Here is an 11896-nt window from a genome sequence, read left to right on the forward strand (position 1 = left end):
CGCGCGGGCGGCCCTCGCAGGCAGGGGCCAGGGCGCGGCCGGCCCCGTGACCGGCGCCGCGCCCGTCGCGCCCGCGCTCGCCGCGCTCAGGGCCCCGACGACGCGCCAGTTCGGGCTCTACACCGCCCAGTCGCCGTTCAGCTGGTCCGAGTTCGACGACGTCGCGGCCCGCGTCGGCGCCCAGCCGACCGTCGCCGGGTACTTCCAGGGCTGGGACGGCCCGTTCCGCGCCGACGCCGTGACCCGGTCCTGGCAACGCGGCGTCATGCCGATGATCACCTGGGAGTCCCGCCCGCTGCAGGCCGCGAACGACCAGGCCGAGGACCCGGCGTACTCGCTGAAGAGGATCATCGACGGCTCGTTCGACGACTACCTCCACCAGTACGCGCGCGACGTGGTCGCCACGGGCCTGCCGATGGCGATCCGCATGAACCACGAGATGAACGGCAGCTGGTACCCGTGGGCGGAGCGCAACGCGAAGGGTGAGCCGAACAACGGCAACGGCCCGGGCGACTACGTCGCGTCGTGGCGCCACGTGCACGACGTGTTCGAGGCCGAGGGCGCGAACCGGTACGTGCTGTGGGTGTGGGCGCCGAACATCGTCAACACCATGCCGGGCTGGCAGCAGGACGGCGACTACCTGCGCAGCCTCTACCCGGGTGACGCCTACGTCGACTGGGTCGGCCTGTCGGGCTACTACCGCCCGCCCTACAAGGAGGACCAGACGCCGACGTTCGGCTACACGTTCGGCCGCTCGCTCGAGCAGCTGCGCGCGCTGACGAGCCGGCCGATCTTCCTCGCCGAGATCGGCGCGTCGGAGACCGGCGGGAACAAGGCCGCGTGGGTCACCGACCTGTTCGACGCGCTCGCCGAGCCGGAGAACGCCGACATCCTCGGCTTCGCCTGGTTCAACCACGCCGTCACGACGATCAGCGCCGGTGAGCGCGTGACCAACGACTGGCGCATCCAGTCGCGCGACGACTCGCTCGCCGCCTTCGTCGACGGCCTGCACGACCCGGCGGCCGGGTTCACCACGACCGCCCCCACCACCCCCACCTCCCTCCCCACCCCGCAGGAGCCGTGATGACCGACCACCTGAGCGACCTCGACGTCGCCGAGCTCTTCCCTCGCACCCCGTTCTCGCCCGACGCCCCGACCCCGCGCATCTCGGTGCTCGGCACGGGCTACCTGGGCGCGACGCACGCCGTCGCCATGGCCCAGCTCGGCATGGAGGTCGTCGGTGTCGACACCGACCCGCACAAGGTCGCGGCGCTCGCGGCGGGCAAGGTCCCGTTCTTCGAGCCCGGGCTCGACGAGCTGCTCGAGGAGCAGCTGGCGTCGGGACGGCTGCGCTTCACGACCGACGTCGCGGAGGCCGTCGGCTGGGCCGACGTGCACTTCGTGTGCGTCGGCACGCCGCAGACGAAGACGAGCCACGCCGCCGACCTGCGTTTCGTCGAGGCGGCCACGACCGCCATCGCGGAGAACCTCACGCACGACGCGCTGATCGTCGGCAAGTCGACCGTGCCGGTCGGCACGGGCGCCCGGCTGCGCGAGCTCGTCGCCCGCACGCAGCCCGCCGGCGTCCGCACCGAGCTCGTCTGGAACCCGGAGTTCCTCCGCGAGGGCAAGGCCGTGCAGGACACGCTGCACCCCGACCGCATCGTCATGGGCGGGACCACGCCGGAGTCCGAGGCGCTCCTGCGCCGCGTGTACGCCGGCCCGATCGCCGAGGGCAGCCCGGTCGTGGTGTGCGACCTGCCCACCGCGGAGCTCGTCAAGGTGAGCGCCAACGCGTTCCTCGCGACGAAGATCTCGTTCATCAACGCGATCGCGTCGGTGTGCGAGGCGGCGGACGCCGACGTCACGGTGCTCGCCGACGCCCTCGGGCACGACACCCGGATCGGGCGGCAGTTCCTCGACGCGGGCCTCGGGTTCGGCGGCGGCTGCCTGCCGAAGGACATCCGCGCGCTCATGCACCGCGCCAACGAGCTCGGCGCCCACCAGGCGTCGTCGCTGCTGCAGCAGGTCGACGAGATCAACATGGGCCAGCGCGCCCGCGTGATCGAGCTCGCCCTCGACGCGTGCGAGGGCTCGGTGCTCAACCGCCGCGTCGGCGTGCTCGGCGCCGCGTTCAAGCCGCACACGGACGACGTGCGCGACTCGCCGGCGCTCAACGTCGCGGCCGCGCTGCACCTGCGCGGCGCGCAGGTCACGGTGTACGACCCGCAGGCGGGGGACACCGCACGGGCGAGCTTCCCGACGCTGGGCTACGCGACGGACGTCGAGGAGGCTGTCGAGGGTGCGGATGTCGTCCTCGTGCTCACCGAGTGGGACGAGTTCCTCGACGCCGAGCCTGCCCGCCTGGCGTCCCTGACGCGTCGCCCGCACGTCATCGACGCGCGTGGGCGCCTGGACGCGCGTCGGTGGACCGACGCCGGCTGGTCGTTCGCCGGCCTGGGCCGCACCGCGGCCTGAGCCGCCGCACGCCGGCCGAGCGCCCTTGACCCGGCCGTCGCCGACCGCCCGTACGCCCCTCGGCCTGCGGGCGGTCGGCGCGTCCGCGCGCACACCCGGGCGCGGACGGGGGAGCCGGGCAGACTGGGCGTGTGCGCCTCTACCTTCCTGCCACGCTCGACGAGCTCGACGACCCCGCCGGCGAGCTGCCCGCCCGCCGGGCCCACGCCGTGACGGCCGCGCTGCGTGCCGCCTTGCCCGACGAGGACGACGAGGGCCTGGAGTTCGCGGCCCAGCTCATGGCCGCGGACGACTCTCTCGCGCTGATCGCCGACCGTCCCGGTGCTCCGCGGCTCCGCCTCGTGGTGTCGGTCGACGTCGTCGACACGGCCGTGGGCGCGGTCGACGACGCGGACGCTGCGCCGAGCGCGGTCGAGCTGCTGACGGCCGTCTCTCGCGACGACATCGCGTGCGCCCACGTGGACGAGCCCGAGGCGCGGGACGACGTCGCACGCGCCGCGGCCGGGGACGAGGCGGCGTCCGACGCGCTCGACGAGCGCGATCTGCTCTGGTACGACGCGACCGAGCTCGGCGGCATCCCGCGCTGAGCCGTTCCGCGCGCGACCGGCCGCCGCAGGAGCGGGCGAACCGGGCGTCGTTCCGTGGCGTTCGTCACGAACGGACCGCGCGGGCTTCGTCGAGGGGGCGTCAGTTGGACCGGTGCCGCCGGGCTCGGGTAATGTTCACCGCCGGTACGACGTCCGGTGGACGGCGGTCCGCCCTTTCCGGGCGACCGGCGGCACCCGGAGGTCATACCCCCATGGGGTATGGTGTAATTGGCAGCACGAGTGATTCTGGTTCACTTAGTCTAGGTTCGAGTCCTGGTACCCCAGCGCGAGCACCGCTGACCTGCACGGTCCGAGTCACTCGGATCATCGGGTAAAGTGTTCACTCGGTAAGCGAGGCCCACGGGTCTCGCGGCTGATAGGCCCCCGTTGTGTAGCGGCCTAGCACGCCGCCCTCTCACGGCGGTAGCGCCGGTTCGAATCCGGTCGGGGGTACAGAGGAAGGCCCGGTCACCACGGTGACCGGGCCTTCGTCGTCCGTGCTCGCGTCCACGTGAACCTGGCCGCGACGTGAACCTGGCCGCGACGTGAACCTGGCCGCGCGCACCACGGCGCGACCGGACCGCGGGTCGGGCGAGCCGGAGCCCCGAGGCTGGGGGCACGAACGCACCGTGCGGCCGCCACCCGGACGGGCGGCGACCGCACGGTGGGACGGGCTCAGTCCGCGGTGCGGCGCAGGACCTCGGTGAGGCGGTTCGCGGCGGACACGACGGCCGACGCGTGCAGGCGGCCCGGCTGCCGGGAGAGCCGCTCGAGCGGTCCGGACACCGAGACGGCGGCCACGACCCGCCCGGAGGGACCGCGCACGGGCGCGGACACCGAGGCGACGCCGACCTCGCGCTCGGACACCGACTGCGCCCAGCCCCGGCGACGGACGCCGGACAGGATCGTCGCCGTGAACTTGGCGCCCTGCAGGCCGCGGTGGAGCCGGTCGGGCTCCTCCCAGGCGAGCAGGATCTGCGCGGCGGAGCCCGCCTGCATGGTCAGTGTCGCCCCCACGGGGATGGAGTCGCGCAGACCGATCGGGCGCTCGGCCGCGGCCACACAGATGCGCAGGTCACCCTGGCGGCGGTAGAGCTGCGCGCTCTCGCCGGTGTGGTCGCGCAGCGCCGCGAGCACGGGGCCGGCGGCGGCGAGGAGACGGTCCTCGCCGGCGGCGGTCGCGAGCTCCGACAGGCGGGGGCCGAGCACGAACCGGCCCTGCATGTCGCGGGCGACGAGACGGTGGTGCTCGAGCGCGACCGCCAGCCGATGGGCCGTCGGGCGAGCAAGATGGGTGGCGGTGACGAGCTGCGCGAGCGTGGCCGGACCGGCCTCGAGCGCACTGAGAACCGACGCGGCCTTGTCCAGGACGCCGACTCCGCTAGAGTTGTCCATAGGTCGATATTGGCGTCTCGCAGGCTGAGATGCAAGCAGGTCGGCCGACGAACCCGGGAACTACCCCCTCCCGGACTAGGAGAACAGGACCGAGAACATGGCCGGCACGTTGGCGGAGAAGGTCTGGGACGCACATGTCGTGCGCCGTGGCACGGACGGTGCCCCCGACCTTCTCTACATCGACCTCCACCTCGTCCACGAGGTGACGAGCCCGCAGGCGTTCGAGGGTCTGCGGATCGCGGGCCGCCCCGTGCGCCGCCCGGACCTCACGCTCGCGACCGAGGACCACAACACCCCCACGCTCGACATCGACCGGCCGATCGCCGACACGACGAGCCGCACCCAGATCGAGACGCTGCGCCGCAACGCCGCGGAGTTCGGCGTCCGGATCCACTCGCTCGGCGACGCCGACCAGGGCATCGTCCACCAGGTCGGTCCGCAGCTCGGCCTCACGCAGCCGGGCCTGACGGTCGTCTGCGGCGACTCGCACACGTCGACCCACGGCGCGTTCGGCGCTCTCGCTTTCGGCATCGGCACCAGCGAGGTCGAGCACGTCCTCGCGACCCAGACGCTGCCGCTCGCGCCGTTCAAGACGATGGCGATCACCGTGAACGGCGAGCTGCCGTCCGGTGCGACCAGCAAGGACATCATCCTGGCGATCATCGCCAAGATCGGCACCGGCGGCGGTCAGGGCTACGTGCTCGAGTACCGCGGCGAGGCCATCCGGGCGTTGTCGATGGAAGCCCGCATGACGATCTGCAACATGTCGATCGAGGCCGGCGCGCGCGCCGGCATGATCGCGCCGGACCAGACCACGTTCGACTACCTGAAGGGCCGTCCGCACGCCCCCGAGGGTGCCGACTGGGACGCCGCCGTCGAGTACTGGAAGACCCTCCGGTCCGACGACGACGCGCAGTTCGACGTCGAGGTCGTGCTCGAGGCGTCCGACCTCGAGCCGTTCGTCACGTGGGGCACCAACCCCGGCCAGGGCCTGCCGCTGTCGGGCTCCGTGCCGGTGCCCGAGGAGATCGCCGACGCCAACGAGCGCGTCGCCGCCGAGCGCGCCATCGAGTACATGGGCCTCACGCCCGGTCAGCCGCTGCGCGACATCAAGGTCGACACGGTCTTCATCGGCTCGTGCACCAACGGCCGCATCGAGGACCTGCGCTCGGTCGCCAAGCTCGTCCAGGGCAAGCACAAGGCCGACGACGTGCGCGTGCTCGTGGTGCCCGCGTCCGCGCGGGTCCGGCTGCAGGCCGAGGCCGAGGGGCTCGACAAGATCTTCCTCGACTTCGGTGCCGAGTGGCGCAACGCCGGCTGCTCGATGTGCCTGGGCATGAACCCCGACCAGCTCGCGCCGGGGGAGCGCTCGGCGTCCACGTCGAACCGCAACTTCGAGGGCCGGCAGGGCAAGGGCGGCCGCACGCACCTCGTGTCGCCGCTCGTCGCCGCCGCGACGGCCATCCGCGGGACGCTCTCGTCGGTCGCCGACCTCGGCCCCGACGTCGTCGCCCCCGACGGCAGCCCGCTCACCGACCTCCAGACGGTCTGACCCAGGAAGCGAGAAGACTGATGGAGAAGTTCACCCAGCACACCGGCGTCGGCGTCCCGCTGCGCCGCAGCAACGTCGACACCGACCAGATCATCCCGGCCGTCTACCTCAAGCGCGTGACGCGCACCGGGTTCGAGGACGCGCTGTTCGCCGCCTGGCGCGGTGACCCGACGTTCGTCCTCAACCAGGAGGCGTACTCGTCGGGCTCGGTGCTCGTCGCCGGCCCCGACTTCGGCACCGGCTCGTCGCGCGAGCACGCCGTCTGGGCGCTCAAGGACTACGGCTTCAAGGTCGTGATCTCGGCGCGGTTCGCCGACATCTTCCGCGGCAACTCGGGCAAGCAGGGCCTGCTCGCCGCGCAGGCGTCGCAGGAGGACATCGAGCTCATCTGGAAGATCCTCGAGACCCGCCCCGGCACCCAGATCACGGTGGACCTCGAGGCGCGCAGGATCACGTGCGACGACGTCGTGGTGCCGTTCCAGGTCGACGACTACACGCGCTGGCGCCTGCTCGAGGGGCTCGACGACATCGGCCTCACGCTGCAGCACGCCGACGAGATCTCCTCCTTCGAGGAGACCCGTGAGCCGTGGCGCCCGCGGACGCTGCCGGCCAAGCACCTCCCGCCGGTCGAGATCAAGGCCGCGCGACCGGTGCACGTGGAGATCACCTCCCGCTGAGGTCGTCGGACGGGCAGGGTCGCCGGTGACGGGGCCCTGCCCGTCTGCGTCCCTTGGAGGCGGAAGTCCGCGCACGCGACGGGGTGCGTGAGTACGGTGGGTCCGCACGGGCGCAGGAACCGGAGAGGGCACGCATGGCGGGCAAGGCGCAGATCGTGGACCGGCTGGTCGCCGATGGCGCGACGCGCGCGCAGGCGGCCGCCGCGGTCGACGCCGTGCTCGACGCGATCACCGCCTCGCTCGCCGCGGGCGAGCGGGTGACGCTGACGGGGTTCGGCACGTTCGAGCCCGCGGAGCGGTCCGCGCGCACGGCCCGCAACCCGAGGACGGGGACCGCGGTCGAGGTGGCGGCCACGACGGTCGCCCGGTTCCGGCCCGGCACCGCGTTGCGCGCCGCCGTCGCCACCGCCAAGGACCGGGACGATCCCGAGGGCGGCAAGCACGGGTCGGCGGCGACCGGCGAGGCTCCGGCGGGTGCCGCGTCGGTCGTCACGAGGTCGGCGGGCAAGGCCGGCAAGGGCCGCACGAAGGCGACGGCCGCGTCGGGCGAGGATGCGGCGAGCAGGGCGGCCGCGTCCACGAAGGTGACCAAGGACGCCGAGGCGAAGGCCAAGCGCAAGGCCAAGGGCAAGGGGAAGGCGAAGGGCAAAGCCAAGGTCAAGAGCAAGGACCTCAAGGACGCTTCGGCGGCGAAGTCCGGCAAGAAGCGCGCCAAGACGTAGGGCACGACGGCCCTTCCGGAGATGTGAAGGTTTCGCGGGACGACGGCGTGCCGGACCGCCCGCGGTCAGGAGCACACCTGTGCGTGGGAGACGATGAGTCCATGAGCGACCTGCTGTACGTCAACGGTGGCAACCCCCTGTCGGGGGAGATCACCGTCCGCGGTGCCAAGAACTTCGTGTCGAAGGCCATGGTGGCCGCGCTGCTGGGCGAGACGCCGAGCGTGCTGCGCAACGTCCCCCAGATCCGCGACGTCGGCGTGGTGACGGGTCTGCTCGAGCTGCACGGCGTGCGGGTCGACGCGGACGCCGACGCGGGCGTGCTGCACCTGGACCCGACGGACGTCGAGTCGGCGCACGTCGCGGACATCGACGCGCACGCCGGGTCGAGCCGCATCCCGATCCTGTTCTGCGGTCCGCTGCTGCACCGGCTCGGTGAGGCGTTCATCCCCGACCTCGGCGGCTGCCGCATCGGCGACCGGCCCATCAACTACCACCTCGACATCCTGCGGCAGTTCGGCGCGGTCGTGGAGAAGCAGGACAACGGCATCCACATCCGTGCGCCGCGGCGGCTGCAGGGCACCAAGATCGCCCTGCCGTACCCGAGCGTCGGCGCGACCGAGCAGCTGCTGCTCACGGCCGTGCGCGCCGAGGGCATCACCGAGCTCGCCGGTGCCGCGATCGAGCCCGAGATCATGGATCTCATCAACGTCCTGCAGAAGATGGGCGCGATCATCTCGGTCGACACCGACCGCGTGATCCGCATCGAGGGCGTCGACCGGCTCGTGGGCTTCCAGCACACGGCGCTCGCGGACCGGATCGAGGCGGCGTCGTGGGCGTCGGCCGCGCTGGCGACGGGCGGCGACGTGTTCGTGCGCGGCGCGACGCAGCCCGAGATGACGACGTTCCTCAACACGTTCCGCAAGGTGGGCGGCGAGTTCGCCGTGGACGACGACGGCATCCGGTTCTACCACCCGGGCGGCGACCTGCGGTCGATCCAGCTCGAGACGGACGTGCACCCCGGGTTCATGACGGACTGGCAGCAGCCGCTCGTGGTCGCCCTGACCCAGGCGAAGGGCCTGTCGATCGTGCACGAGACGGTGTACGAGAACCGGTTCGGGTTCGTCGACGCGCTCGTGGGCATGGGCGCGACGATCCAGGTCTACAAGGAGTGCCTCGGCGGCCGGCCGTGCCGGTTCGGGCAGCGCAACTTCTACCACTCGGCCGTCATCAGCGGCCCGACGCCCCTGTCTGCCGCGGACATCGAGGTGCCGGACCTGCGCGGCGGGTTCAGCCACCTCATCGCGGCGCTCACGGCGAAGGGCACGTCGGCGGTGCGCGGCATCAGCCTCATCGACCGTGGGTACGAGCGCTTCGCGGAGAAGCTCGAGGCGCTCGGCGCCGAGTTCAGCCGCGACTGAGTCCCGGTAGCATCGGCTCCCGTGCAACCACCGGCTCGCTCCAACCGCGCGTACCGCGTGGTCGCCCACATCCTCCGTCCGCCGCTGCGCGCCATGACCCGTCGTCAGTGGAGCGGCGCGGAGAACCTGCCCACGGATCGTGGCTTCATCGCCGCGAGCAACCACATGACGAACATCGACCCGCTGACGTTCGCGCACTTCCTGTGGGACAACGGCCACGCACCCAAGATCCTGGCCAAGGCATCGCTGTTCAAGGTCCCGGTCGTGCGCGGGGTGCTGCACGCGACGGGGCAGATCCCGGTGCACCGCAACACGTCGGCGGCCGGTGAGTCGCTCGACGCCGCCGTCGCCGCGGTGGGTGCGGGTGAGTGCGTCGCGGTCTTCCCGGAGGGCACGCTGACGCGCGAGCCCGACCTGTGGCCGATGACGGGGAAGACGGGCATCGCGCGGCTGGCCCTCGCGACCCGGGCGCCCGTCATCCCGATCGCGCAGTGGGGCCCGCAGAACCTGCTCGGCCGGTACAAGAAGCTGCTCAAGCCGTTCCCGCGCAAGCTCGTCACGATCGTCGCGGGCCCGCCCGTCAACCTCGACGACCTGTACGACCGGCCGCAGGACACCGCGACGCTGCGTGAGGCGACGGACCGCGTCATGGACGCCATCACCGCGCTGCTGGAGGAGATCCGCGGCGAGAGCGCACCCGCTGTCCGGTACGACATGCGCAAGGCCAAGGCCGCCGGCGAGAAACCCGTGGGTGGCGACCCCGCGACGAGGCCGGAGCTGTGACGGCGGACGTCATGCCGCCCGAGGACGGGTCCCGTCACACGTTGCGCGCAGCGGTGCTCGGTGCGGGGAGCTGGGGCACGACGTTCGCCGCCGTCATGGCCGACGCGGGCTGCGACGTGACGGTCTGGGGCCGTGACGAGAAGACGTGCCGGCAGATCACCGAGAACCACCGCAACGAGGCGTACCTGCCGGGCATCGAGCTGCCTGCGGGCGTCACCGCGACGACCGACGTGCGTGCGGCCCTCGCCGGGGCCGACATCGTGGCGGTCGCCGTCCCGTCGCAGGTCGCGCGGCGCACGCTCGAGCCGCTGCAGGACGCGATCGGGCCGCAGACGGTCGCCGTCTCGCTCATGAAGGGCGTCGAGCTGTCGACGGACCGCCGGATGAGCGAGGTCGTCGCCGAGGCGCTCGCGATCCCGCAGGACCGGGTCGCGGTCGTGTCGGGGCCGAACCTGGCCCGCGAGATCGCCCGACGCCAGCCCACCGCCACGGTCATCGCCTCGACGAGCGACGCGACGTCCCAGCTCGTCGCGCGTGCGTGCGCGTCGTCGTACTTCCGTCCGTACACGAACCGCGACGTCGTCGGTGTGGAGCTGTGCGGCGCCGTCAAGAACGTCATCGCCCTCGCGGTCGGGATCTCGCAGGGGCGCGGCCTCGGCTACAACACGATGGCGACCGTCATCACGCGCGGGCTCGTCGAGATCACCCGGCTCGGGCTCGCGCTCGGCGCCGACGCCGACACGTTCCCCGGGCTCGCCGGGATGGGCGACCTCATGGCGACGTGCGCGTCGCCCGACTCGCGCAACCACACGCTCGGCGGCCACATCGGCCGCGGCATGTCGCTCGACGAGGCGATCGCCGCCACCGGGGGGACCGCCGAGGGCGTCAAGTCGTGCCGGTCGGTGCTCGAGCTCGCGACGTCGCTCGGGGTCGAGATGCCGATCACGCACGCGGTCGTGCGCGTGCTGCACGAGGGGCTGCCCGTGGACCAGCTCGCACCGCTGCTGCTCGCGCGGCCGCACAAGGCCGAGGGCGCCTGAGCCGTCCGGTTCAGGCGGCTCCGACCGACCGCAGGGCCTGGTCGAGGTCCGCCCACAGGTCCTCGACGTCCTCGATACCGACGGACAGCCGCAGCAGGTCCTCCGGCACGGTCGCCGACTCGAGCGGGAACCGACGTCGCCGCTCGAGGCTCGACTCGACGCCGCCCAGGCTCGTGGCGGGCATCCACAGCTCGAGGGCCGCGACGACGGCGTCGGCCGCCGCGACACCGCCGACGGGCCGCAGACCGATGATCGACCCGAAGCCGTCCATCAGGCGGGCCGCCCGCTCGTGGCCGGGGTCGTCCGGCAGGCTCGGGTGTGAGACCGCGGCGACGGCCGGGTGCTCGGCGAGCCGGCGTGCGAGCTCGGCGGCGTTGGCCTGCGAGCGCTCCACGCGGACCGCGAGCGTCCGGACGCCGCGCAGCGCGAGCCACGCCTCCGTCGGTCCCGCGATGGCGCCGTGCAGCGTCCGGTAGGCGCGCAGCCGCTCGTACAGCTCGGGGTCGTCCGCGAGGGCCGCGCCGAGCACCACGTCGGAGTGACCCGCGAGGTACTTCGTGACCGAGTGCACGACGACGTCCACGCCGAAGGACAGCGGCCGCTGGCCGAGCGGGGTCGCGAACGTGTTGTCGGCCGCCACGAGCGCGCCCACGGCGTGAGCCTCCTCGACGAGCACGGGCAGGTCGGCGACCTCGAGCATCGGGTTGGTCGGCGTCTCGACCCAGAGCATCGACGCGGGCCGGTCGGTGCCGCGCACGGCGGCCACGACCTCGTCGGTGTCCGCGATGTCGACGAGCGTCAGGCTGATCCCCGAGCGGACGCCCAGGTCGCGCGCGTACGCGATCGTCACGTTGTACGCGTGCCGCGGGACCACGACATGACCGCCGGGTGGCACGAGCGACATGGCCGCCGCGATCGACGCCATGCCGGACGAGAACAGCACCGCGGGGTGCGCCGATCCCTCGAGGACGCCGAGGGTCTGCTCGAACGGGTGCCACGTCTCGGTGCCCGCCCGCGCGTAGAAGTGCTCGCCCGTGGGCACCTTGCCCTGCGACACGTACGTCGACGACAGCACGATCGCCGGGTTCACGGGCGTGCCCTGCACGCGGTCCGGGCGGCCGGCGGCGACGGCGTTCGTGGCGGGGGAGAGGGCGTGGTGCTCGGGCATGCGTGCAGGGTACGCGTCGCTCGTCCGGGGGACCGAGGCGCGCGACGACGGGACCGCGGCCCGGGCCCGGTAGGGT

General features: G+C 72.7%; 10 protein-coding genes, 2 tRNA genes and 1 pseudogene. 11 read left to right on the forward strand and 2 right to left on the reverse strand.

Translation table 11 applies throughout. The features are described 5' to 3' along the window. The 5 genes from J7523_RS17530 to J7523_RS17550 all read left to right on the forward strand — a co-directional run. The coding region (locus J7523_RS17530; RefSeq protein WP_291889579.1) for a glycosyl hydrolase at window positions 1–1084 on the forward strand (1084 nt) is incomplete at its 5' end. After that, entirely contained in the window at window positions 1084–2478 is a 1395-nt protein-coding gene (locus tag J7523_RS17535; protein ID WP_291889582.1) for a UDP-glucose/GDP-mannose dehydrogenase family protein, read from the forward strand. The genes J7523_RS17530 and J7523_RS17535, both read left to right, overlap by 1 nt. 131 nt (window positions 2479–2609) lie before the next feature. Further along, the gene (locus tag J7523_RS17540; protein WP_291889584.1) at window positions 2610–3065 is read left to right on the forward strand and encodes a hypothetical protein; all 456 of its coding nucleotides are present in this window, start codon (window positions 2610–2612) and stop codon (window positions 3063–3065) included. A 213-nt stretch (window positions 3066–3278) separates the two neighbouring features. Continuing rightward, window positions 3279–3350 (forward strand) — tRNA-Gln (locus J7523_RS17545). Between the two features lie 95 nt (window positions 3351–3445). Next, window positions 3446–3518: transfer RNA gene (locus J7523_RS17550), tRNA-Glu, on the forward strand. 222 nt (window positions 3519–3740) lie between these two features. Here the strand turns inward: J7523_RS17550 and J7523_RS17555 are convergent. Next, complete coding sequence (locus J7523_RS17555) at window positions 3741–4460, reverse strand: IclR family transcriptional regulator (protein ID WP_203749002.1); 720 nt, start codon at window positions 4458–4460, stop codon at window positions 3741–3743. Window positions 4461–4557: 97 nt separating this feature from the next. Here J7523_RS17555 and leuC point away from each other — a divergent pair, with 97 nt between their 5' ends. The 6 genes and pseudogenes from leuC to J7523_RS17585 all read left to right on the forward strand — a co-directional run bounded on the left by leuC (window position 4558) and on the right by J7523_RS17585 (window position 10652). Next, entirely contained in the window at window positions 4558–6012 is a 1455-nt protein-coding gene (gene leuC / locus J7523_RS17560; RefSeq protein ID WP_291889590.1) for a 3-isopropylmalate dehydratase large subunit, read from the forward strand. Window positions 6013–6032: 20 nt separating this feature from the next. Further along, window positions 6033–6689, forward strand: coding sequence for a 3-isopropylmalate dehydratase small subunit (gene leuD / locus J7523_RS17565; protein WP_291889593.1), 657 nt, complete (start codon window positions 6033–6035; stop codon window positions 6687–6689). 134 nt (window positions 6690–6823) lie between these two features. Beyond that, a pseudogene (locus J7523_RS20635) lies at window positions 6824–7090 on the forward strand (HU family DNA-binding protein); the annotation flags it as partial. A gap of 422 nt (window positions 7091–7512) precedes the next feature. Next, window positions 7513–8829, forward strand: a complete 1317-nt coding sequence (murA, locus tag J7523_RS17575; protein WP_291889598.1) for a UDP-N-acetylglucosamine 1-carboxyvinyltransferase — start codon at window positions 7513–7515, stop codon at window positions 8827–8829. A gap of 21 nt (window positions 8830–8850) precedes the next feature. After that, the gene (locus tag J7523_RS17580) at window positions 8851–9612 is read left to right on the forward strand and encodes a lysophospholipid acyltransferase family protein (protein ID WP_291889600.1); all 762 of its coding nucleotides are present in this window, start codon (window positions 8851–8853) and stop codon (window positions 9610–9612) included. A gap of 11 nt (window positions 9613–9623) precedes the next feature. Continuing rightward, a complete protein-coding gene (locus J7523_RS17585) occupies window positions 9624–10652 on the forward strand; it encodes an NAD(P)H-dependent glycerol-3-phosphate dehydrogenase (RefSeq protein ID WP_291889650.1) in 1029 nt (342 codons plus the stop codon). A 10-nt stretch (window positions 10653–10662) separates the two neighbouring features. Here J7523_RS17585 and J7523_RS17590 read toward each other — a convergent pair whose 3' ends face one another. After that, window positions 10663–11820 carry a PLP-dependent aspartate aminotransferase family protein gene (locus tag J7523_RS17590; RefSeq protein ID WP_291889602.1) on the reverse strand — a complete coding sequence of 386 codons (1158 nt, stop codon included), beginning with the start codon at window positions 11818–11820 and terminating at the stop codon, window positions 10663–10665. Between the last annotated feature and the right edge of the window lie 76 nt (window positions 11821–11896).

The organism is Cellulomonas sp. (genome assembly GCF_017744555.1).
In the GTDB taxonomy this organism is placed as follows: Bacteria; Actinomycetota; Actinomycetes; order Actinomycetales; family Cellulomonadaceae; genus Cellulomonas.